Source organism: Arthrobacter sp. SPT-J7 (assembly GCF_059089965.1).
Map to the genome: position 1 here is coordinate 107,029 of NZ_JBNHFF010000007.1, position 22,255 is coordinate 129,283.

Here is a 22,255-nt window from a genome sequence, read left to right on the forward strand (position 1 = left end):
GCCGGCGGGGCTCCGCTGACCGCCGTGGAGGGCGAATCTTCCGGCCCTCACCGACTGCTGCTGATCGACGGCCATTCCATGGCGTTCCGCGCCTTTTACGCCCTGCCGGTGGAGAACTTCTCCACCGATACCGGCCAGCACACCAACGCGGTTTACGGTTTCACTTCAATGCTGATCAAGATGATTGAGCAGCGCCAACCCACGCACGTTGCGGTGGCCTTCGATCTGGACACCCCCACGTTCCGGACTCAGGAGTACGCCGAGTACAAGGGCGGCCGGAACAAGACGCCGGAGGAATTCCACGGCCAAGTGGACCTGATCGTCAAGGTGATGGAGGCGATGCAGATTCCGACCGTCACCCTCGACGGTTATGAGGCCGACGACATCATCGCCACGCTCAGCACCCAGGCTGAAGCAGCCGGCTGGGAAGTGATGGTGGTTTCCGGCGACCGCGACGCCTTCCAGCTGATCACGGACAAGGTCACCGTGCTGTACCCGAAGAAGGGCATCAGCGACATCCCGCCGATGGACAGCGCCGCGGTGGAGTCCAAGTACTTCGTCCGGCCGGAGCGGTATTCCGATCTGGCCGCCCTGGTCGGCGAAACGGCCGACAACTTGCCGGGCGTTCCGGGCGTGGGCCCAAAAACCGCGGCCAAGTGGATTAATATGTACGGCGGAGTGGACGGCATCCTGGAGAACCTGGATTCCATCGGCGGCAAGGTCGGCGAAGCCCTGCGCGCCAACGTCGACTCGGTCAAGCGCAACCGGCGGCTCAACCACCTGCTGCGGGATCTGGAACTGCCGGTGGAGCTGGAGACCATGGTGCTGCAGCACCCGGATCGCGCCGCCATCGAGGAACTCTTCGACGCGCTGCAGTTCAACACCCTGCGGAAGCGCCTCTTCGACCTCTTCGGCGAGGAAGACGCCGTGCGCGAGACGGAGGTCAACGCCCCCCCGTATCAGGTGGTTTCCGACGCAGCTGCGCTCAAGGAATGGCTGGCGGAGAGCAACCAGCTGAACGTCGCCCTGCAGCTGGTGGTGGAAACTGCGGAAGGCGGGGACGACGCCGTCGGGCTGGCTTTGGTGGCGCACGCACGCGCGGCCTATGTGCCGCTGGCATCGCTGGACGCCGAGGCCGAGCAGCTGCTGGCGCATTGGCTGTCCGACCTGGACGCGCCCAAGATCATCCATGACTTCAAGTACGCCTACAAGGTTCTCTCGCGGCGCGGTTTCGAGTTGCTGGGGGTGGTGGACGACACTGCCATTTCGGCCTATCTGATCCAGCCCGACCGCCGCAGCTACGAACTCGCTGACCTGGCCCAGTACCACTTGAAGATGTCCGTGGCGGCCTCCGAAACAGCCGCGAGCGGACAGCTTGAGCTTGGCCTGAGCGAGGATGACAAGGCCGGCCCCGCCGTGGTCCAGGCGTTCGCGGCGCTGCAACTGAGCGAGCATTTTGCCGGGCAACTGGTCGAGCGCGGCGCCAACCAGCTGATGGGCGGGCTTGACCTGCCGCTGTCGCTGGTGCTGGCGCGAATGGAACTGGCTGGCATTGCCATGGACACCGACGCACTGGACCGGCTGATGGACGACTTCACGGTCACCATCGACGCCGCCAGTTCGGCAGCCTTCGACATCATCGGCAAGGAAATCAATCTGGGCTCGCCCAAGCAGCTGCAGGCCGTGCTGTTTGAGGACCTGGGCCTGCCGAAGACCAAGAAGATCAAGACCGGCTATTCGACCGACGCCGACGCACTCAATGATTTGTTCGCCAAGACCGGCAACGAGTTCCTGGTGCAACTGCTGGCCTACCGCGATGCCACCAAGCTCCGGCAAACGGTGGAAGGCCTGCGCAAGACCGTGGCGGACGACGGGCGTATCCACACCACCTATGCCCAGACGGTGGCCGCCACCGGGCGGCTCTCCTCGATCAACCCCAACCTGCAGAACATCCCGGTCCGTTCGGAAGCGGGCCGGCGCATCCGGGAAGCGTTCGTCGTCGGCGAGGGCTACGAAACGTTGCTGACCGCAGACTACTCGCAGATCGAAATGCGCATTATGGCGCACCTGTCCGGAGACGAAGGCCTGATCGAGGCATTCCGCTCCGGCGAGGACCTGCACCGGTTTGTCGGTGCGCACATCTTCGGGGTCGCGCCCGAGGACGTCACCAGCGAGATGCGCGCCAAGGTCAAGGCGATGTCCTACGGGCTGGTGTACGGGCTCAGTTCGTTCGGGCTGTCCAAGCAGCTGAACATCTCCGTGGACGAGGCGCGGACGCTGATGAAGGATTACTTCGCTCGGTTCGGCGCCGTCCGCGACTACCTCCGCGGCGTCGTGGACCAGGCCAGGGTTGACGGGTTCACGTCCACGATCGAAGGCCGCCGCCGGTACCTGCCGGATCTGGCCAGCGACAACCGGCAATTGCGGGAAATGGCGGAGCGCATGGCCCTGAACGCGCCGATTCAAGGGTCCGCCGCGGACATCATCAAGAAGGCGATGCTCGGCGTCTCCGAGGAACTGCTCAACCAGGGGCTGAAATCCCGGATGCTGCTGCAGGTCCACGACGAACTGGTACTGGAAGTAGCACCGGGGGAGCGCGAGCAGGTGGAGCAGCTGGTCCGGGCCCAGATGGGCGGTGCGGCAGACTTGTCCGTGCCGTTGGACGTTTCGGTGGGCGTGGGCGCCAACTGGCAGGAAGCCGGCCACTAGGCGGTCGCCGGCGTCTTTGTTGACCATCGACTGGAGCGCGAAGTTGCAGCGACACGCCAAGGCGCGCTGCAACTTTTCTCCACTCGATGATCAGTGGCCGGTTCCGCTGCCCATCCATCGGCCTCGTTCACGTAACCGGTAGCGTTGAATGATCCGGCACCCGCCCAGTCTCGCACCTGGGCTGGCGGCGTTGCCTAACCTGGAGGTGCTCTGGCGGACCGGGGGAGGTGCGGCTAGGCTCACAAACCGTGACCACCCACACGCAGGACACCCGCCGGGAACTCCGCATCGACCGGTTTGCCGCCGGACTCGACGGAGAAAAACCCGATGCCAGGACTTTCGGCTGGTTCGAAGCGGTCGGTCTCGGCTTCCACGACAAAAAGCCGGATCCCAGCGACGTTGCCGCCTACACCAAGGCCTACGAGGCCGACCGGCGCATCCTCTGGGGCGCCTACGATGACGCGCCGCGCCCCGGTGCGTGGGACGCCCAGATTCCCGTCGCCACCTACGCCACCATGGTCAACACCCTCAACGTGGGCGGCGGACGGCTGATGGACACGCACCTCATTACCGCTGTCACCGTCCGGCCAACCCACCGTCGCCGCGGCCTGCTGCGGCGGATGATGACCGACGACCTGAAGCAGGCAGCCGAGCAGGGGCTGGCGATGGCGGCATTGACGGCTTCCGAGGCCACCATCTACGGCCGGTTCGGTTTCGGCGCCGCAACATTCACCCGCGAAGTGGAAATCGATGTCCGGGAGCGGTTCGGACTGCGCGCCCCGGCGACCGGAACGATGGAACTGGCCGACCCGGCCTCGCTCCAGGCGCTGGCGCCGGAGCTGTTCAAGCGGTTTCATGCCCGCGTGCTGGGCTCCATCGGGCGCCAAGCCAGCTACGCCCTGCGTGTCTCCGGCCGCTGGAGCCAGGACAGTGTGTCGGAGGACAAGGCGCTGCGCACGGCAGTGCATTACGACGGCGGCGGCCGCCCGGACGGCTACGTCAGCTATCGCTTCGCCGGCTGGGAAAACAAGCCGTACACCGTGAAGGTGATGGACTTGGTCGCCGACGGAGAGGATGCCTACCTGGAGCTGTGGCGCTATCTCGGATCACTGGACCTGGTGGAGCGGATCCAGTTCCCGCTCGGCCCGGAGCAGGATCCGTTAACCTGGGGGCTGACGGACGGCCGCGGCTATGAGGTGAAGTCGGTGGAGGACGTGTTGTGGCTGCGCGTGCTGGACCCGGTGACGGTGCTGCAGACCCGGCCGTACCTTCACGACGGCACCTGCACGCTGCGGATCAGCGATCCGTTGGACATCTGCGGCGGCGCTTACCGGCTCACTGTGAGGGACGGCCGCGGTACAGTCGACCGGCTGGCTGAGGACGTCGACGTCGACGCCGTCGTGCCGGTGGATTCGCTTGGCTCCCTCTTCCTGGGCGGGGTCCGGGCCCGGACGCTGGCCGCGGCCGGGCATTTCTCCGGGACCTCCGACGACGACGCTGTTTCCCGGCTGGACCGCCTGTTCGCCACGGACACCGCGCCCTACTGCATCACGCATTTCTGACCAGGTGACCTGCGGGCGGGCGGTCGGCCACGGCCTTAGCGCCGGCCCGCCGCGCCACGAGGCGGCGCGCTTTGCCCGAATTGGGCTGACCGGCTAGACTTATTGGGCGCGTAATGCGTATGGAGAGCCCCTTCCTACGGAGGGCAGGCTCCATGAGCTTCACCAAAATACATCAGTCCGTTTCCGTAAACGGCAATGCATCCCATGGGCAGCAGCGGTTGAGTGCTGTTGCGTGCCGGGAGGCAGGGCAGTAACGGAACTCATAAAACTATCCACATCGGAGCCCCTACTACATGACCATCACCTCCACCGAGAAGCCCGGTACCCCGCAGGTCGCCATCAACGACATTGGTACCGCTGAAGACTTCCTCGCAGCCGTCGACGCAACCATCAAGTACTTCAACGATGGCGATCTGGTCGAAGGCACTGTCGTCAAGGTTGACCGCGACGAAGTCCTGCTCGACATCGGTTACAAGACCGAAGGTGTCATCCCCTCCCGCGAGCTTTCCATTAAGCACGACGTCGATCCGGGCGAAGTTGTCGCCGTCGGTGACGAGGTCGAAGCCCTGGTGCTGACCAAGGAAGACAAGGAAGGCCGCCTGATCCTGTCCAAGAAGCGTGCTCAGTACGAGCGCGCCTGGGGCGACATCGAGAAGGTCAAGGAAGAGGACGGCGTTGTCACCGGCACCGTCATCGAGGTTGTCAAGGGTGGCCTGATCCTCGACATCGGCCTGCGCGGCTTCCTGCCCGCCTCCCTGGTCGAAATGCGCCGCGTGCGCGACCTGGCTCCGTACATCGGCCAGCAGATCGAAGCGAAGATCATCGAGCTGGACAAGAACCGCAACAACGTTGTGCTGTCCCGCCGTGCATGGCTCGAGCAGACCCAGTCCGAGGTCCGCTCCACCTTCCTCAACAAGCTGGAGAAGGGCCAGGTCCGTCCGGGCGTTGTCTCCTCGATCGTCAACTTCGGTGCCTTCGTGGACCTGGGCGGCGTCGACGGCCTGGTGCACGTCTCCGAGCTGTCCTGGAAGCACATCGACCACCCCTCCGAGGTTGTCGAGGTTGGCCAGGAAGTCACCGTCGAGGTGCTCGAGGTGGACCTGGACCGCGAGCGCGTGTCCCTGTCCCTGAAGGCCACCCAGGAAGATCCGTGGCAGACCTTCGCCCGCACCCATGCCCTGGGCCAGATCGTCCCGGGCAAGGTCACCAAGCTGGTACCGTTCGGTGCGTTCGTCCGTGTCGAAGACGGCATCGAGGGCCTGGTCCACATCTCCGAGCTGGCCGTGCGCCACGTGGAGCTGGCCGAGCAGGTTGTCTCCGTCAATGACGAGGTCTTCGTCAAGGTCATCGACATCGACCTGGAACGCCGCCGCATCTCGCTGTCGCTGAAGCAGGCCAACGAGGGCGTCGACCCCGAGGGCACCGAGTTCGACCCGGCGCTGTACGGCATGGCTGCCGAGTACGACGAGCAGGGCAACTACAAGTACCCGGAGGGCTTCGACCCGGAGACCAACGAATGGCTCGAAGGCTACGAAGCACAGCGCGCAGCATGGGAGCAGCAGTACGCTGACGCCCAGGCTCGCTGGGAAGCCCACAAGAAGCAGGTTGCTGCTTCCATGGCCGAGGAAGCCCAGGCTCCGGGCGAGTCCGAGGCTGCACCGACCAGCTACTCCTCCGACGCCCCGGCGGCTCCCGCCTCCAGCGGCGGCACCCTGGCTTCCGACGAAGCTCTGGCTGCACTGCGCGAGAAGCTGACCGGCCAGTAACAACTGCGTCAACGGCGTCCTCGCCATCCGTCGCCGCGTGGCTCCCGGAACCCCCGTACCTTTCAGGTGCGGGGGTTCCGTGTTGTAGGGCCCGGTCTGCCGGCGCAAGCCCGGCGACAGCCTTGGAGAGGCCGGGCCGTTGACGGCGGCGGAAGCCCGGGTTTGCTCACCTGGCCCTGCCGATCTGACCGAGCTTGAGGATCTGACCGAGGTCGATGTCGGCCAGATCGAAGATGACGCCGAGAAACAGCAGGAGGAGGCTAAGTGCCGCCCCTCCTATGGCCATGTTGTCGATCGTCGTCCAACCGTCGTCGCCTGGGATGGATTCGACCACCACTCCTGCCCGCGCGCGACGACGCGCGCGCCACATCGACAAGCAGATGCAAAAGGCGAAGGCAACGGCGAACCAGACCCAGGCAGGCAGGGCCGCCACTTCCCCTAACATGGCCGATTCCCGACGGCGATGCCGCCCCGCGTGCAGTGAAACATTACGCGCCTCCCCCTGGTACGAAATGTCTGTCCGTAGTACCAGACGCTGTGTTATGCGCGCGTTACAGCTCGATGGGGTTGACGAGAACGAGCAAGCTTTCGGGGTGCGCCGATTCGGCTGCATCGGTGGAGGTTGCATGGGCCATGGATGCGAACGGGCAGTCTGTCGCCACCCGTTATGAGTACCTGCAGCTCTTCGGCCGTGGGGAGGATCTTAGGGGATCAGTCCGGTCCGGTGCATCAGCCAGGTCATGTGCCGGGGCAGTTCGGTGCTCCACATGCGCCAGCTGTGCCCGCCGGGCACCTTGTCGAACCGGACGTGCATCCCTGCTTGCCGTGCCGCAGTGTAGAGGGGGTCGAGTTCTGTCCCGTACTTGTTGTCAGCGGTACCGGACACGAAGAAACCGGCGGTTTCGGGAAACTTGTGTCGGTTCAACACATTCAGAGCGTTCTGGCGGGTGAAGGCTTTTTCGTTGCCGTCGAAGTATTCGTCAACCAGTAGCCCGCGGCCGCCATGGATCGAAGGTTCGGACTCGCCTGACATGTCCAGGAAGGTGGAATAGGCGCGCGGGAAGTTCACCGCGATCTGGAAGGCGCAGGTTCCGCCGGAGGAGAGGCCGCCGATGGCCCATTGCCTTCTGCCGGCGGTGCCGGCGCCCAAAGTGTTGCGCACCCAGTGTGGGACGTCCACGCCGAGGTAGGTGGCTGAGTGGTCTACCTGCGAGTCCAGGCACAGCGGCAACTTGGAGGCACCTCGCGCGGTCAGGTCCGGCATGACCACCACGGGGGCGAGACCGCGGTGGGCGGCGGCGTAGTTGTCCATGGTTTCGGCGAGGTTACCGGATGATATCCAAGAGCCCGCTCCGCCCGGGGTGCCATGGATCATGACCAGCACCGGCAGGTTGCTGCGGTGCGGGTCGGCCACGTACGCCGGCGGCAGGTAGACGTAGGCATGGCCGCCCCGGTACCCGGAGACTGTCCCGGGGATCGGAACCGAGTAGACATTGCCGTGGGCGGGCAGATCCTTCGGCGGGGTCCAGTTCGCTTCCGTGGTGGCAGGGACGGTGGCGGTGGAAGCCGGGCTCCCGTTGCCGGCTACCGTCGTGATGGGACCTTGGACCAGATCTTGGGTCGTGAACATGCTGGCCACGGTGGGAAAAGCGGCATACACCACGTTGGCCTGTGCGACGGCGGCCAACACCACGCACACCGCCGCCGGTACTGCGAGAGCCCGCCAGAGCGCGCCGCGCCCGAAGAATATGCGGGGGACCATCAGGATGACCGCAGATACCGCCGCAGCGGTCCAGATGTAAAGAAAACGGGGGAACGTCTGGTCCCACCACCCGTAGGCGACTTCTGCCACGCACCACAGCAGCAAGGCACCCACTGCGCCGCAGAGGAGCGCAGGCAGCACAGCACGCAGCCAGTACCGCCTTCCTCCGGCCAACAGCCAGAGCCCTCCGAGCGCGGCCAAAATGTTGAACATCAGCGGCAGCGTGCCGTCCACGAGTGAGATGCTCGGCATCCTGGCTCCTTTCGCAAGGCCGGTCGGCCCGGACTTCAGGGATTGCGGTTCAGGTGCAGGACCTTGTGCAGCAATCCCACCGTCTGGCGCACCAAGACATCTGGGAGGTGGCGAGGGCGACGGCGCTGCCGATCCTGGGCAGGGCCGCCGCGTCCGGGTACAACAGGAACAAGGGTAGGTAGCTTGGCTGGAATTTCTCCTTGAATACCAGCCAGGGAGAGGAACCCGTAGACCGGCTCCAAGGCCGAGCCCAGCCATTCCAGGAAATTGTCGAGGCTCCCGGCCGGGGCGCCGAGCACGATCAAGTCCGTGCCCGGAGCTCCGGAGACGTCCATCGTGGACCCCATCATGCGCCTGCGTCCCGAGGCCGGCATGAGGCAAACGTTCCGTGTCTGGAGGAAGACGTTCGTCTCGTTCTGGCTGCGGACGAATGGCTGCGGGTGTTTGTAACTTATCTCGACTCTGCGGCTTCGATGGCCGGTTGGGCCTACTCCACGAGCTTGCCGGCTACCGAGTCGTCGGCGTCGGTCTCGGCCAGCGAGCGGAAGGAGTCCGACGCGGGGGCCAGAGCCTCGAAGCTGACTCCATCTCCTGGCGACCAGACGAAATTGCCTCGCAACCCCGGATCAATGTGGGGGAAGTCCGCACGGTTGTGGCATCCTCGGGTCTCACGGCGCTCCAGGGCGCATTCGAGCGTTGCGCGGGCCGCGAGCAGCGATCCCAGCAGGTCATAGGCGTGGGCCAGGTCGTCGAACCCCGCGATGTCGGGGTGGGCGGTCACGTGCTGGGCACGCTCTTCTAGGTCGGCCAGTTTGCGCAGGCCTTCCTGCAGTCCCTGTTCGGTACGCACGACGCCGGCGTGATCGGTCATGAGGTTTCGCACTTCGCGCTGCAGCCGCCGGGCTGACTCAATTCCGCGTCCACTGAGCAGTGATTGCATTTCGGTGCGGGCCAGCCCGACGGCGGAGGGATCCCGGTGGACAGCGGTGCGGGAGGTGACGTACTCGGCGGCGTGCTCTCCAGTGATGCGTCCGTAGACGAGCAGCTCTATCAACGAATTCCCGCCCAGGCGGTTGGCACCGTGAAGTCCGGAGGAAGCTTCACCGATTGCGTACAGCCCGTCCACGCCCGTGCCGTGGTCTTCCGGGGCTACCCAAACCCCGCCCATGGAGTAGTGGGCGGTCGGAGCGATCTCCATCTTCGTTGTGGTGATGTCCAGCATCTGCAGGTCGATCAGGGTGCGGTAGACACGCGGCAGCTTCTGCAGGATGACCTCCCGGGGCAGGTGGGAGACATCCAAATAAACGCCGCCCTTCTCGGTCCCGCGGCCCTCGGCGATCTCGGTGTACCCGGCCAGGGCCACCCGGTCACGGGTGGAAAGTTCCATGCGCTCGGGGTCATAGCGATCCATGTAGCGTTCACCCAGCGCGTTGGTGAGGATGCCGCCTTCGCCGCGCGCTGCCTCGGAGACGAGGGTGCCGGCGGCGTCGTCGGGCTCCAGCAGTCCGGAGGGGTGGAACTGGACCAGTTCGGCGTCCCGAATCCGGGCCCCGGCCAGGGCGGCCAGGCGGAAGGAGTCCCCGGTGTTCTCGTCGCGCCGGGAGGAGGTGTGGCGCCAGATGCGGGTGTGCCCGCCGGCGGCCAGGATGACCGCATCGGCATGGATCTGCACGGGCGTGCCGTCCACTATGTCGAATCCATAGGCGCCGAAGACTGTACCGTCGGCCACCAGGAGGCGGGTGATGTAGATGGTGTCGATGATCTGCACGTCCAGTTCGGCGGCACGGCGCATGAGGGTGCGCTGGATTTCCAATCCGGTGTAGTCACCGGCGTAGGCGGTGCGGCGGTACTTATGGGCGCCAAAGAAGCGCTGGGAAATCCGCCCGTCTTCCTCCCGCGCGAAGGGCATTCCCCATTTTTCCAGGTCCCGGATACCGTCGGCCGCGTTGCGGGCCACGGTCTCGACGATGGCCGGGTCGGCCAGGAAATAGGATTCGCGCAGCGTGTCGGCGGCGTGCTGCTGCCAGCTGTCCTCGGGATCCATCGTGCCCAAGGCGGCGTTAATGCCGCCGGCCGCCAAGGTGGTGTGCGCATCGTGCTTGCGCCGCTTGCCCACCGCCAGCACCTGAACTCCGCGCTGGGCCAGTTCAATCGAGGCCCGCAGGCCGGCACCGCCGGTGCCGATGACGAGGACGGAGGTGGACAGTAGTCGTTCAGAGGGGTGGTGGGTGCTCATATCGACAATGCTAGGAACCCGCGTATGATGAGTCCAATGCATTGTTCTGCTCACGCTGATGCGAAAGCGCTATGATGAAACTCGACCAGTTATCTTCCTTTGAGGCCGTGGCCCGAATAGGTCACTTCACTCGGGCTGCCGAGGAGCTCTTCCTCGCCCAACCCTCGCTGAGCCGGCAAATCGCAGCTCTGGAGGCTGATCTGGGTGCAAAACTGTTCCGTCGTGGACCGGCCGGGGTGACGCTGACCGACGCAGGCGAAATCCTGTTGCCCATCGCCCGGCGGATGCTCGGCGACGCGCGCTCCGCCCGCGAGCAGATGGACGAATTGGCCGGGCTACGCCGCGGCCATGTCCGGTTAGGTGCCCCGCCGACCCTCTGCGTGTCCCTGGTAGCCGACGTGCTCGCAGCCTTCCGGACTGCGCACCCCGGAGTGAGCCTGCACATCACCGAGGCTGGCTCACGCTCCCTGGTCGACGCGCTGAATGAAAACGCCCTGGACCTGGCCCTGATGGTCACCCGTGACACGGACCCATCCGTACCGGGCACCGAACTGATCCCCTTGCTTTCCGAGGAACTGGTGGTGGTCTCGGCCGCTGGCTCACCCCTGCCAAGCAACGTGCGGGAGCAACGCGGCGAGAGCCTGGCACCGACCGAGATCACACTGGCGGAGCTGGCGCAGATCCCGCAGGTCGCGTTCAACCGCAGCTACGACCTGCGCCTAGCCACAGACGCCGCATTCTCCGCCGAAGGACTGACCCCTACCATCGCCGTCGAGGGCGCCGAGATGGACGCCGTGCTTCGTTTTGCAGAACGGGGAGTGGGAGTGGCAGTGGTCCCGGCGATGGTAGTCATCAACCGTCCCGGCCTGCAAAGCACGCGCCTGGTAAACCCGCAACTGACCCGAACCGTCAATCTTGCCCGGCGCACCGATGTCGAACCCTCAGCTGCGGCCTCGGCCATGCAACAGTTCGTCTTCGACACCGTGGACTCGCTCACCGCCCCCGGCACGGACCTCGCACGCCTAGTCACAGCCGCACCGCGAAACCGGCGGAGCGCGTAGTAGACGAGGGCCAGACAGGCAAATGGGGGCAGCCCACTACCATCCGGCGAGGGTGTACAAAAGGATCCCGGTCGGCACAGCGGCCGCCAGAAGCCCGTCGATAAACGTCACCCTGCCCTCGGCAGTCAGGACTCGGCTGGGCGCGGTGCTCGGCGGCCAAAACAAGTCCTGACTGGATGGCCAGCTAGATAGCCAGGTCAAGGAACGCCCAGGCAGTCAGCCTCAAGGCGGTCCGTTGTCGAACTTCGCCGGCACCGGAGAGCTCACAGATCACCACGGTGCTGGCACCGATTTCGATCAGAGAGTCCAGGCCGAACCCGGCCAGTGCCACCGGCCCGGGCATGGCGGAAGCGACGGCTAAGACGGAGGCCGGGTGGTGGGGAGCGGGCCGCGGTTTTCATTGTTGTGTCTGCCCGGTGGTGGGAAAATGGTCGGAGAGTTGGGCTTGCCCCGACCAGGGATGCCGGCAGTACGAACGGCACGCGCCCAGCCTGAAGACAGAGGCGGCGGTGACTGAGCCATGACAGAGCACCATCTGCAGCAGCGGCGGCTGCGCGTGTCCGACATCAACGTTGTCAACCACCGCACCCTGCGGAAAGCGCTCGGCGGGACCATTGTGGGCAACACGATGGAATGGTACGACGTCGGCGTGTTCGGCTACCTGATCACCACCATGGGGCCGGTGTTCCTACCCGAGGCGGACCGGGCGGTGCAGAACCTGTTCCTGCTGGGCACATTCGCCGCCACGTTCATCGCCCGGCCGGTGGGCGGCATTTTCTTCGGCTGGCTTGGTGACAAGATCGGTCGGCAGAAGGTCTTGGCAATGACCCTGCTGCTGATGGCTACGGCGACATTCGTCGTCGGCCTGCTGCCGGGATACAACGTGCTCGGCATCTGGGCCGCGGTGCTGCTGGTGGCCACCAAGCTGGTCCAGGGCTTTTCCACCGGCGGCGAGTACTCTGGTGCCACCACCTTCGTCTGCGAGCACGCGCCTGACCGCCGCCGCGGCTTCTTCGTAAGCTTTCTGGACATGGGCAGCTACCTCGGCTTTGCACTCGGCGCGGCGCTGGTGTCCGTTCTTCAGTTGCTCTTGGGGGAAGCGCAGATGGTGGCGTGGGGATGGCGCATCCCGTTTCTGATCGCAGGTCCGCTAGGCGGGGTCGCCATCTACTTCCGTCTGAAGATCGAGGAGTCGCCTGCCTTCAAGGCGACGCTGGAGGCCGAAGCCGTGGCCGCCGCCCGTCACGAGGAAGGGGACAAGCTCCGTCCGGTGGGCCCGGTGGGGATCTTTAGGGACCACTGGCGCAGGATCGTGCTGGCCATGATTCTTGTGGCGGCCGGAAACGCGGTGGGCTACGCGCTTACGTCCTACATGCCTACATATTTGACGAGCACCAAGGGATACGACGAGATCCACGGAACGCTGCTGACCGTTCCAGTCCTGGTGGCCATGGCTGTGTGTATCCCGCTCGCCGGACGCCTCGCCGACCGGATCGGGCGGCGCCCCGTGCTCTGGATTGGGGCCATCAGCACAGTGGTGCTGTCACTTCCGGCGTTCCTGCTGATCGCAATCGGAACGGTACCGGCGACGCTCGCCGGCCTGGCACTGGTCGCGTTCCCCGTGACCTTCTTCGTGCCCAACCTGGCCTCGGCGCTGCCTGCGCTGTTCCCCACGGCCCACCGCTATGCGGCCATGGGCATCGCGTACAACTTCGCGGTGGCGATCTTCGGCGGCACCACGCCGTTCATCATCGCCTCGCTCATCCAGGTGACGGGCAACGACCTGACGCCTGCCTTCTACCTCATGGCGACGTCGGCCATCGCCGCCGTCACCATCTATTTCCTGCCGGAATCCGCCCGGCGGCACCTGCCCGGTTCCATGCCCAGCGTGGACTCGGATGACGCGGCCCGGGAGCTGGTCGCGACGCAGGACGCGAACCCCCTGCTCGAGATGGACACACTGCCGTTCGACAGCAGTTACGAGGCGGCGCGAGCGTCTCATCGGAGAGGCACTGACCGGCCGACGGTCATGTGAGCACCGCGAAATTTTCCGGCGATCCGAACCTTGTTGGCGGAGGGGAAGCTCCGTAGGTGCCGCGGAGCCGGAACGCATGCTCGTCATCGGTTTGGGTGACGGTCAGCCGACGTGTACCCATGGGCGTCTGGTGACGTCCGGTTCTGCTTCCCGTAGCACCTCGCGGGTGACGGGTGCGATCTCGCCCTCGCCCAGGAAGAGGAAACGCAGGAGGTTGATGATGGGGTTCCCTCGGTCCAGCGGACGGTGACGTTTCGAGTGCGGAAGTCCAGCCGGCCCTCGCCGCAGGCACTCCCCGGTAGGCAGGAGCCGCACGGGAAGCGGACGACCGTGGTTGAGGAGGGGACGCGTATCACCGTGGCCCTGGTAGACGACCAGCCCTTGTTCCGGTCAGGTATCCGCATGCTGATCGAGAGCCAGGAGGATCTGGAATTCTCGGGAGAGGCCGGTGACGGGGAGGCATCGGTGGACCTTGCAATCGAACGGCGTCCGGACGTGATGCTGATGGACCTGCGCATGCCGGTCATGGATGGCGTCGAAGCCACCCGGCGGATCGTGCAGCACGCCGCGGCGGCCGGAACCGACAAACCAAAAATCATTGCGCTGACCACGTTCAACAGGGATCAGGCAGTGGTCCAGGCCGTGCAGGCCGGGGCGAGCGGGTATCTGCTCAAGAGCGCGGAACCGGAATTTCTACTGGCAGCGATCCGAACCGTTCACTCCGGCTACTCCGTCATCGCCCCAGGATCCGTCCACTCTCTCTTTGAGCATGCAGCCCGCAACGTTCCCGCTATCGGTCCGGACTTATCGGTACTAGACGTGCTGTCCGTGCGGGAGCGGGACGTCTTCCTGCTCGCAGCAAAAGGCCTGAGCAACGGATGATCCCGTTCTTGTGGAACGTCTACGTCACCTGGCGCAGTGGCAAGAAATTCGAAGTCGACGACCCCTGGGGGTTCGGTGCCTCAGTGGAATGGGCCACCTCGTGCCCGCCGCCGCGGCACAACTTCTCCTCCATTCCGCGGATCCGCTCCGAACGTCCCGCATTGGACCTGCACCACCCAGAAATGGCTCCCCGGTTCCACGACGCCAGCCACTCCCCGGCAGCGGCTGTGTTGGGAGCGGCTGACATCGGAACCGGAGATACCAACAACCCAAACGCCAATGACTAGCTGGGGAAGCCTTGCCGCCGGCGTGAAGGAGTGGATCGTGCAGCACAGCGAAAAGCCGGGCGCCCGGCGGGCATCCGCTAGTGGCACCTGTAGTGCATGATGGATGCTGCGCGGGCCTATGCAACGATTATCATTATCTTCACCCCAAACAGCACCGGTGATGCACCGAAGCTGGCGGAGCCGCTCCGCGACGGGCTGAAGGAACTGCTGCCCTACACACCGGACATCAGGGTGCGGCCGACCGGGCATGCCGGCCATGCCGTCTCACTGGCGCGCGAGGCGGCTGCCGGAGACCGTAACGTTCTTATCGTGTCCGTCAGCGGTGACGGCGGGTACAACGAAGTGGTCAGCGGCGTCATGCAAGGCGGCAACCCCGATGCCCTGTGCGCTGTCATGGCGGCAGGAAACGCGAACGACCACCGGCGGACCACGGGCACGATGCCGCTGGCAGAAGCCATCGCTCAGGTCCGGGTGCGGCATTTCGACCTGCTGCGCATCCACACGGGCCAGGGACCGGAAGCCCCGGGTGAATATGCGCACTCCTATGTCGGATTCGGCGCGGGTCATGGCCATCGATCTGGAAAAGGGAAGCAAGGGCGCGTTCAAGGAGATGTTCTCCGTGGTGCGGACGTTATCAAAGTTCCAGCCCTTCCAGATATACGCCGGCCACACGGTCAACGGCCAAGCGACGCTGAACTACATCACCACGAACATCTGGTGCAGGAGGGCAAGTCCTGGGGCATGACTGAGTCAGCGGCGGCATCCGCGGTGACCGAGCTGCTGGAGAAAGTAGCCGCAATCTCTTCCGGTGTACCCGCCGCCGCGGCGATCGGCTTCGTGCCCGGGCTGGTCAACTTAGAAGGGTTCCGCTTCTCAAGGTCGTGACAGGACAGCCCGAGAAGTGTCAGTTGAAGGATTCACAGGGTCGGGGATGATCAGTCATGACGCCCGGGCCGGGGCCATCCGAGGAGTGCCCGCCAGCATGGCGCCGCGCTGCCGGGGCCGTGGCCGTTGCCGGCTGTCTGGGGGGGTGCGGTGCGGCCAACGGCCGTTTGCGGGGGTGCCTGTGCCGGCGGCGCGCTGATGGAGCATATCTGTACGGTCACGTTGATGTTCTGGTCCGGAGCCGGGGCGCCGAGCTGCGCGCGGATAGCCGCGGCAACCTGCCGGGCCGCTGCGGGGGCGGGCGTGCCGGCGTGGATGCCGAGGCGGACGGTGACATTGATGCCGGAGCTGTCGATGCTCACCGCGACGGGCGGGACGGCGTCGGGGGAGGGGGCTCGGGCCGTCTTTTCCGCCGCGGTGAGCAGGGACGGGCGGGCAGGATAGAGGGTGGCGACGGCGTCGAGAGCCAGAATGATCTCGGTCAGCCGTGCCGCGGTCTGTGCTTCGGGGGTGGTCACGGGTCGCTCCCTTCGGCCGGGACGGCCTGTGCGTGGATGTCCGTGACGGTGATGTCGATCCCGGTGATGTTGAGCTCGGTGTGGCGTTCGAGTGCATCGAAGATCCGGCTGCGCAGTGTCCGGGCAAGTCCGGGGAGCGGATGGCCCCAGAAGGCGGCGACGTTGACGTCGACCCGCACTTCGGCGCCGGGCGTGCCGAGGTCCCCGTGCAGCCGGCACCTGCCGATGGTTGCCCCGTCGATGGTGTCTCCGACGGTGCGGATGAGGGCGATGACGGAGCCCTCTGTCTGGGAGAGATGGTTCTCCGGGCGGGAGGAGGTGAGCGGGATGGTTCTGCCGGTTCTGGTTTCGAGGCGGAGATTGTCCAGGATGGTGGTGAGCCAGGGTTCGTCTCCCGTCCCGGCACGGTTGATGTCGTCCTGGATGAGGGCATCGGTGAGTTCATGGAGGCGTTTGAGAGCGCTGAGTGCGGCCTGGCATTCGGGGCACGCCGCGAAGTGGGGTTCAAGGTCGGAGTGGCCGGTGCGCAGGTATTCGTCGAGTTCTTCGAGGCTGTGGCCGCAGCCGGGTCCGCTGGCGGCGGTTGTCATCGCCAGGCCTCCATTTCCTTGATTAGGGCAGTGCGTGCTCTGGAGAGGCGTCCGCGGACGCTGGCGGTGCTGATGTTCAGGATGGCGGCGATGTCCTCGTAGGACTGGCCGCCGATTTCCCTGAGTATCCAGCATTGCCGTTGTGTGTTCGGCAGCCGCCGGAGCGCTTCGGAAAGGGCGCGCATCCGGGCTGCGGCGATGGCAATTGTTTCCGGCGAGGGGCCCTGATCGGCGGGTTCGGGTCGGTCCTCCAGGCGCCCGCTGTGGCTGCGACGGCGCAGCAGGTCAATGCTGCGGTGGCCCGTGATGGCCATGAGCCAGCTGCGCAGCGCTGCGGCGTCCTTGAGGTGCGGCAGCTGGTTCCAGGCCTGGAGCAGGGATTCCTGAACGATGTCGTCGGCGTCGGGAACGGAATTAGTCAGTCGCCGCGCGTAGGCGCGCAGCGCCGGAGCGTGCCGGCGGGCCAGAACCTCGAAGGCCGCCACGTCACCGTCGGCGGCGCGTTCAGCGAGCAGGGCATCGGTCAGCGACGCCAGACTCCCGGCGGGCTTCGGCTCCGGGCGCTCCATCTTGTTTCCCCGTCCGTTGGATATCGGTTTGCGTGATGGCTATGGGCACATCCTACCGAGCGGCGGGAGATGCGGGTCATGGGTCCCGGCCGCCGCCGGGAGGGGTTCTGCCGAACGGGCCGGGGCACTGAAGGACGGAGGTGCGGGGCAGGGGTGCCGCGGTGTCAGCGGACGCGTTCAGGGCGGGCGAAGCGGGTGCGGGTGCCGGCGCCGATATGGACCAAAACCGGGATCTGCTCACCGAGCAGCGTGTCCAGCCCGGTGATGATTTCCTCCGCCTTTGCCGCGATCTGCCCGGGTGAGACGTCTCTGCGGACCTGGATCGCGATCCTCAGCCCGTCGGTGCCCCTGACCTTCCATGAGGACAGGTCGGTGGACAGGATCCGGGGATCCTCGGCCATCGCCTCCCGGATGGCCCGGGCAGCCAGGGTCGTGTCCACCGTAGTGATCCCGTCTCCGCGGCTGCTGCCGTGTGCTCCAACCTGGTCGGTCCGGCCTCCGCCCTGCGAGGCGATCCAGCAGATAAGAAGAATGATTGCCAGGATCAGGGCGGCCAGGATGGCCACGGTCCACCAGCTGATGCCCGTGTCGGCAATGGGTGCGGAGCGTATCTGCTGCAGGGCCCACGCCTGGCCGTCCGCTCCTGTCCGGGTCCAGGTCCGGGCAATGTCCGGATTGATTCCCGCAGCTGCCGTCAGTACCCCGGCAGCGATCAGGATCAGGCCCAGCAGGACCAGGAGCAGCCGGTTCAGGCCGCGGTGCGTGCCGCTCATACGCCCACGGCTCCCCGGTCGCTGATACGGATTTGCACTGCCGGCTCCGGCCGGAGGCCGTAGGCGGAGAGCTCGTGCCGGACCGTCTCGCCTATCGCCTCTTCATCAAGCGGGATCCCGGAGGTGGGGCGGATCGTCAGCTGCACGCTGTCCCGCCGCACCAGGGTGGTGACCTGCTCCGGGGTCAGTCCGGCGGTCCGGCAGGCGGCGCGGGAAAGCGCCGCGTCGATGACCCCGTCATCGACGACGATGGCGCAGCGGTCACTGGCGATGATGTGGCGGGCTCTGGCTCCGGGGAGCAGCCCGAGGAGGACGAGCAAAAGGCCGGCAAGGGCCAGCACAGCCCCGGCACCGACGAGGAGCGCCGGCAGGGTGTTCTCCGGTATCCCGGCCAGCCACCGGACCATCTGGACCGGCGATGCCAGCAGGGCCGGTGCCCCCACCGCGGAGAGCACGGTTTCGGTGCCCAGCCACACCAAAACCGCGATCAGCAGGGCCGCGGTAATCACGGAGGCCGCGGCCCTGGAGGAGTGGGTTGCCCTGCGGCATATCCAACGCAGGTGCGGCCCGGTGCCCGCCCGGGTGGTCAGCTGGGTGCTCATCGAAGCTTCGCCTCCTTTTCCCTGTGCAGCCCCGACAGGCGGATATCCACCCGCCCCACCGTGTAGCCGGTGAGCTGGCGGGCCCTGTCGATGATGCGCTGCCGGGCCGCATCGGCGCGGTCATAGAGCGAACCGCCGTGCTCGGCTGCGGCGGCCGGGTTCCGGGCGGCCTGTGTCAGCGGCGGGATGGCCGCCGGCACGGCAACGGAAACCCAGATTTCACCCCGCTGGTCCCGCAGCCGGGCCTGAACGCTTTTGACCGGGGTCGCAAAGGCATCGGCCGTGATCGCCTCCAGAGTCCGGGTCAGGGCGTGGGAGCTGATTCTGGTATGCCCGGCACGCGGCTGGCGGCGGCCGGGTGCCGGCGCGGTGGCCGGGGCCGCGGAACTCATGAGTAGGAGCTCCTGCCGCGGATGGCATTCATGACTCTGGCAGGATCCAGCCGGCCTTCGGCGATCCTGCCCAGAACGGCCCCAATGGCCATCGCCACGGCGACCAGCAGCAGGCCCCAGAAGCCGAAAACGAGGGCCGAGATGGCAAGGGTGGCCCCGATAGCCGTGCCGGCGAGGGTGGCGCTCATGAGACCCGCTGACCCTTCGCCTCGACGTCATCGATTTCCGGGATGTGGATGTCGCTGACGGCAACATTCACCTCGGTGACCTCCATGCCGACCAGGTCCTCGATCGTACCGTAAACGGCGTCGCGGACGTTTTCCGCGACTTCGTGCAGCGGGTGTGGGTAGTCGACAACAAGGTTCAGATCCACGGCCACCTGAGTGTGGCCGACCTCGACCTTAATCCCTTGGCCGAGGTCGTGCTGTCCCAGAGCATCACGGATTGAGCCCATGGCACGCGCCGCACTGCCGCCGACAGCATAGACTCCCGGGACCTTCACCGTGGCATTGCCCACGAGCTTCGCCACCACAGTGTCGGCGATGGTGGTAGTGCCCCGGTCCTCGTCTTTTATCACGGAGGTGGAACCGACGGAGGTGGAACCGGCGGGGGTGCCCTGCGTGTTCATGGTTGGATTGTCCTGCGGCTGACTGGTCACAATGATCACTCCCGGATCGGCTGGACGACCATCCGTGCGGATGGTCACATATATAAGGCGGATCCCGGGGGCAAACCTCCCGCACCCCGGCGCGTGATCTGTGTCACATCAAATCCCCATGCCGCGTGGACCCTGCCGGGGTCGTAAGTTGCCGGTCAAAGACAGGCCGCCGTTATGGATGGGCCGGGAGTGGCAACGGTGTTGCCCGCGTGGATGACGCGGCCACCGGGCCCGTCCGCGACCTGCTCCTCGCGGCGGTCCTCGCCGGATCAGTGGTCCACGAAACGGCCACGAGCGCGCCCTTTGCGGGTGCCTCCCATCCTTTGGTCGTGTCGCTGGACGATCAGCTTGAGCGTTTATTAGAGTCCTTTACTACGGAAACCGGCAGGGCGCGTTCAGCGCCCAGGGAGGAGGAGCGCATCACCGCTGACCAATACCAGATATCAACTTCCGAACCCGCTGAAAGCCCCTCTCGAGGGGCTTTCCCTTTTTGTCGGCCGGTACTACGCAGTCAGCCTGGGCTCTATCACTTAAGGACGGGTCCTGCTGAGGCCAGAAACTGCTGAGTTTGAGCAGCGAAGGGTTTACGTCGGTGGTCGTAGGAACCGCCTAGGACGAGGACTTGTGCATCGCCGATAACCGTGAGTGTGTCTGAAGTTTTTAGGAGTCACCGCTAGCTGGAAGCGGTCAGAGGAATTGGCGCCAGCGCAAGCGGCCGGAACCGGCTCCCTTGTTCTGGAGGCGAGACCGGAGGGTTCGCGTACCCGGGCCGTCGAGCTCGTCCAGATAGGCTTCGCGGCCCGCCATGGCCGCCCTGAGGGATTGTGTTCCTGCTGGGTGGCCGGGCGTCCCGAGGCGGCGAGGGTCCCTGAGATAAAAGCTGGTACTCAAGGTGCCAACTGATCCCACACGGCGTCCGCCCACATGACATGCCCGGACTCGTTGGGATGGAAAAAGTCTCTGGCCAGCGTCTTCATATACTGCGCCATGGAAAGCCTGACACTGGGGGTGTAGACATCGGCGACTCTATGCGCTCTCGTGGCAGCTGCATCCCGAATCGCCTCGTTGACGAGTTGTACGCGTTTGTCATAGGGCCAATGACCGAAACGGGGCACTAGACCCATCACGGCGCCGACAGGCAGGCGCGCAGCGATCATCTCCATGGTTTGGGCGAAGGCCTGGGCGTCAAATCGCAACCGGGCCACATCGTTGCCACCAACAACACATGTCACGGCCATGTTGCCCGACGGGTCGGGCATATTGGGTATCTGATCCCGCAGAAGGTCCTCGGCGGTAGCACCACTCACAGACAGGTTCACGACACGCACGTGGCTGCCCGTGGTGCTCTGAAGTCGTTGGGCCAGGAGGGCCACGTAGCTGCGGCGGGGGTCATGAAGGCCCACCCCAAGTCCGGCGGAATCACCAAGCGCCACGTACGTCAGCGTCTCCGACTGAGGTTGGTCCCAGTACGCGCGGTGTGTGTACGACTGTTTGTGGCTTCGTCCAAGCAACGCTCCCATACGGTAAATATACCCCCCACGGGTATAAAGTTTCGACTCGGGCGTGCAGCCACGCACATCCCAACGCCGCTCAGTTAGGGAGCGAGGAACTCCATAGTGCTGTTCAACGGGCGATGAAAGGTGAGTCAGGGTGATTACTCCTGGACCTGGCACCCTCAAATCGAAGGCGTAGGCGCTGGCGGGTTGTCCACCTCGATGGTGGAGCGCGTGCCATCTCAACTGGGGCTAGTGTCGCGGTGGAGGACCGGCTAACGGGCGCCTTCCTTGGTGACGCTCAGCGCGGGAAGGTGAGGTCGCGCATGAGGGTGAGTTCCTCGGTCTTGCCGGTACGGCGGGCGAGTGAGACTGCCGCCAGCGGGGCGAAGATGCGACACCAGAGCCACAGCCGGTCTGCGTCTACGGGATCAGCGATGTCTGCAAGCTGCCGGCATCGATTGCGGATCTCCGCTTCGCTGGCCGCTCCAATCGTGGCGAGGTCAGTGAGGTCCATCGCCGGATCGCCGATGCAAGGGCGTGGGTCGATGGCAACGATCCCGCGACCGTCGTGGACCCGCAGAAGATTGCCGAGGTGCAGATCGCCGTGAAGCAAGGACTCACCTTCACCCGCCATGTCCAAAGCAAAAGCGTGCGATCGACGCCACACGCTGTCGTCGATTGGAGAGTCCGGGAGGGACCGGCGGCGGCGATCCCACAATTCGAACACGAACTCCACGCGCTCACGAGCGAGGGGAACATCAGGTGGCGGAGGTGTCCGCGGCGAGAAGAGATCAGCGATGAGATCCTCGACCTCGGCGATGTCCCAGGTGTCGGCAGTCAGCTGGGTGGCCTCGGGGAGCCACTCAAGCAAAATCGCGCTGTGCGTGATGTCCGCGTCCATCAGATCGACCACCGTGTTCGCGTCTGCCCAGTACCTCAACGCGGCAGCCTCCTGCTCTGTTATTCCGCGGTCAGGTGAGAGCTTGAGTGCGCGCCGCGTTCCGTCCTCGGCCGATACGCACTCGACAACGGCGCCTGTTCCACCCGCGTGAACGGTGCGTGGGTCAAGTGCCCACTTCTGGCAGAGCCCGCTCACGATCACTCCGAAGTCGTCGATCCAGGACGCGGCCGCACCACCGAATCGATTAAGAAGTCGGTCCCTGGCAGCAAGAGGCATTGCAACTTGTGTCATGTACCGACGCTACGTGATCCCTCGTCGG

General features: G+C 65.5%; 22 protein-coding genes and 1 pseudogene. 8 read left to right on the forward strand and 15 right to left on the reverse strand.

What is annotated here, in order from left to right:
• Positions 1–78 precede the first annotated feature (78 nt).
• The 3 genes from polA (at position 79) to rpsA (ending at position 6,037) form a co-directional block, all read left to right on the forward strand.
• Complete coding sequence (gene polA, locus AC5RWX_RS13060) at positions 79–2,709, forward strand: DNA polymerase I (RefSeq protein ID WP_493939688.1); 2,631 nt, start codon at positions 79–81, stop codon at positions 2,707–2,709.
• A gap of 248 nt (positions 2,710–2,957) precedes the next feature.
• Complete coding sequence (locus AC5RWX_RS13065; protein ID WP_493939643.1) at positions 2,958–4,271, forward strand: GNAT family N-acetyltransferase; 1,314 nt, start codon at positions 2,958–2,960, stop codon at positions 4,269–4,271.
• A gap of 293 nt (positions 4,272–4,564) precedes the next feature.
• Positions 4,565–6,037, forward strand: coding sequence for a 30S ribosomal protein S1 (gene rpsA, locus AC5RWX_RS13070; protein WP_493939644.1), 1,473 nt, complete (start codon positions 4,565–4,567; stop codon positions 6,035–6,037).
• A 166-nt stretch (positions 6,038–6,203) separates the two neighbouring features.
• Here the strand turns inward: rpsA and AC5RWX_RS13075 are convergent, their stop codons facing one another.
• The 4 genes from AC5RWX_RS13075 to AC5RWX_RS13090 all read right to left on the reverse strand — a co-directional run bounded on the left by AC5RWX_RS13075 (position 6,204) and on the right by AC5RWX_RS13090 (position 10,287).
• Positions 6,204–6,470, reverse strand: a complete 267-nt coding sequence (locus AC5RWX_RS13075) for a hypothetical protein (RefSeq protein ID WP_494097509.1) — start codon at positions 6,468–6,470, stop codon at positions 6,204–6,206.
• Between the two features lie 270 nt (positions 6,471–6,740).
• On the reverse strand, positions 6,741–8,051 hold the full coding sequence (locus tag AC5RWX_RS13080; protein ID WP_493939646.1) for an alpha/beta hydrolase: 1,311 nt from the start codon (positions 8,049–8,051) through the stop codon (positions 6,741–6,743).
• A gap of 35 nt (positions 8,052–8,086) precedes the next feature.
• On the reverse strand, positions 8,087–8,425 hold the full coding sequence (locus AC5RWX_RS13085; RefSeq protein WP_494097510.1) for a hypothetical protein: 339 nt from the start codon (positions 8,423–8,425) through the stop codon (positions 8,087–8,089).
• A gap of 113 nt (positions 8,426–8,538) precedes the next feature.
• Positions 8,539–10,287, reverse strand: coding sequence for an FAD-binding protein (locus AC5RWX_RS13090; protein WP_493939648.1), 1,749 nt, complete (start codon positions 10,285–10,287; stop codon positions 8,539–8,541).
• A gap of 74 nt (positions 10,288–10,361) precedes the next feature.
• Between AC5RWX_RS13090 and AC5RWX_RS13095 the strand changes: the two genes are divergently transcribed.
• On the forward strand, positions 10,362–11,348 hold the full coding sequence (locus tag AC5RWX_RS13095) for a LysR family transcriptional regulator (RefSeq protein WP_493939689.1): 987 nt from the start codon (positions 10,362–10,364) through the stop codon (positions 11,346–11,348).
• A 184-nt stretch (positions 11,349–11,532) separates the two neighbouring features.
• Here AC5RWX_RS13095 and AC5RWX_RS13100 read toward each other — a convergent pair whose 3' ends face one another.
• Positions 11,533–11,691 (reverse strand): hypothetical protein, encoded by a 159-nt coding sequence (locus AC5RWX_RS13100; RefSeq protein WP_493939649.1) that lies wholly within the window; start codon positions 11,689–11,691, stop codon positions 11,533–11,535.
• Between the two features lie 177 nt (positions 11,692–11,868).
• Here AC5RWX_RS13100 and AC5RWX_RS13105 point away from each other — a divergent pair, with 177 nt between their 5' ends.
• The 4 genes and pseudogenes from AC5RWX_RS13105 (at position 11,869) to AC5RWX_RS13120 (ending at position 15,437) form a co-directional block, all read left to right on the forward strand.
• Positions 11,869–13,383, forward strand: coding sequence for an MFS transporter (locus tag AC5RWX_RS13105; RefSeq protein ID WP_493939650.1), 1,515 nt, complete (start codon positions 11,869–11,871; stop codon positions 13,381–13,383).
• 357 nt (positions 13,384–13,740) lie between these two features.
• Positions 13,741–14,265: a response regulator gene (locus AC5RWX_RS13110; protein ID WP_493939651.1), complete on the forward strand. Its 525-nt coding sequence runs from the start codon at positions 13,741–13,743 to the stop codon at positions 14,263–14,265.
• Positions 14,262–14,552, forward strand: a pseudogene (locus tag AC5RWX_RS13115) (aa3-type cytochrome oxidase subunit I); the annotation flags it as partial. The gene AC5RWX_RS13110 and the pseudogene AC5RWX_RS13115, both read left to right, overlap by 4 nt.
• Positions 14,553–14,648: 96 nt before the next feature.
• On the forward strand, positions 14,649–15,437 hold the full coding sequence (locus AC5RWX_RS13120) for an acylglycerol kinase family protein (RefSeq protein WP_493939652.1): 789 nt from the start codon (positions 14,649–14,651) through the stop codon (positions 15,435–15,437).
• Positions 15,438–15,487: 50 nt separating this feature from the next.
• On the opposite strand, the gene AC5RWX_RS13125 is transcribed toward AC5RWX_RS13120, so the two are convergent.
• The 10 genes from AC5RWX_RS13125 to AC5RWX_RS13170 form a co-directional block, all read right to left on the reverse strand.
• The gene (locus AC5RWX_RS13125) at positions 15,488–15,955 is read right to left on the reverse strand and encodes a hypothetical protein (RefSeq protein ID WP_493939653.1); all 468 of its coding nucleotides are present in this window, start codon (positions 15,953–15,955) and stop codon (positions 15,488–15,490) included.
• A complete protein-coding gene (locus tag AC5RWX_RS13130; RefSeq protein WP_493939654.1) occupies positions 15,952–16,545 on the reverse strand; it encodes an Asp23/Gls24 family envelope stress response protein in 594 nt (197 codons plus the stop codon). The genes AC5RWX_RS13125 and AC5RWX_RS13130 overlap by 4 nt, the downstream gene beginning before the upstream one ends.
• Positions 16,542–17,114: an RNA polymerase sigma factor gene (locus AC5RWX_RS13135; RefSeq protein WP_493939655.1), complete on the reverse strand. Its 573-nt coding sequence runs from the start codon at positions 17,112–17,114 to the stop codon at positions 16,542–16,544. Before AC5RWX_RS13135 ends, AC5RWX_RS13130 begins: the two co-directional genes overlap by 4 nt.
• Positions 17,115–17,278: 164 nt before the next feature.
• Positions 17,279–17,887, reverse strand: coding sequence for a hypothetical protein (locus AC5RWX_RS13140; protein WP_493939656.1), 609 nt, complete (start codon positions 17,885–17,887; stop codon positions 17,279–17,281).
• Entirely contained in the window at positions 17,884–18,489 is a 606-nt protein-coding gene (locus AC5RWX_RS13145; protein WP_493939657.1) for a hypothetical protein, read from the reverse strand. The genes AC5RWX_RS13140 and AC5RWX_RS13145 overlap by 4 nt, the downstream gene beginning before the upstream one ends.
• Positions 18,486–18,881, reverse strand: a complete 396-nt coding sequence (locus tag AC5RWX_RS13150; RefSeq protein ID WP_493939658.1) for a hypothetical protein — start codon at positions 18,879–18,881, stop codon at positions 18,486–18,488. The genes AC5RWX_RS13145 and AC5RWX_RS13150 overlap by 4 nt, the downstream gene beginning before the upstream one ends.
• Positions 18,878–19,069, reverse strand: a complete 192-nt coding sequence (locus AC5RWX_RS13155; protein ID WP_493939659.1) for a DUF2273 domain-containing protein — start codon at positions 19,067–19,069, stop codon at positions 18,878–18,880. Before AC5RWX_RS13155 ends, AC5RWX_RS13150 begins: the two co-directional genes overlap by 4 nt.
• Positions 19,066–19,509, reverse strand: a complete 444-nt coding sequence (locus AC5RWX_RS13160) for an Asp23/Gls24 family envelope stress response protein (protein ID WP_493939660.1) — start codon at positions 19,507–19,509, stop codon at positions 19,066–19,068. Before AC5RWX_RS13160 ends, AC5RWX_RS13155 begins: the two co-directional genes overlap by 4 nt.
• 917 nt (positions 19,510–20,426) lie before the next feature.
• Positions 20,427–20,972 (reverse strand): SGNH/GDSL hydrolase family protein, encoded by a 546-nt coding sequence (locus AC5RWX_RS13165; RefSeq protein ID WP_494097511.1) that lies wholly within the window; start codon positions 20,970–20,972, stop codon positions 20,427–20,429.
• A gap of 361 nt (positions 20,973–21,333) precedes the next feature.
• Positions 21,334–22,227 carry an aminoglycoside phosphotransferase family protein gene (locus AC5RWX_RS13170; protein ID WP_493939662.1) on the reverse strand — a complete coding sequence of 298 codons (894 nt, stop codon included), beginning with the start codon at positions 22,225–22,227 and terminating at the stop codon, positions 21,334–21,336.
• Between the last annotated feature and the right edge of the window lie 28 nt (positions 22,228–22,255).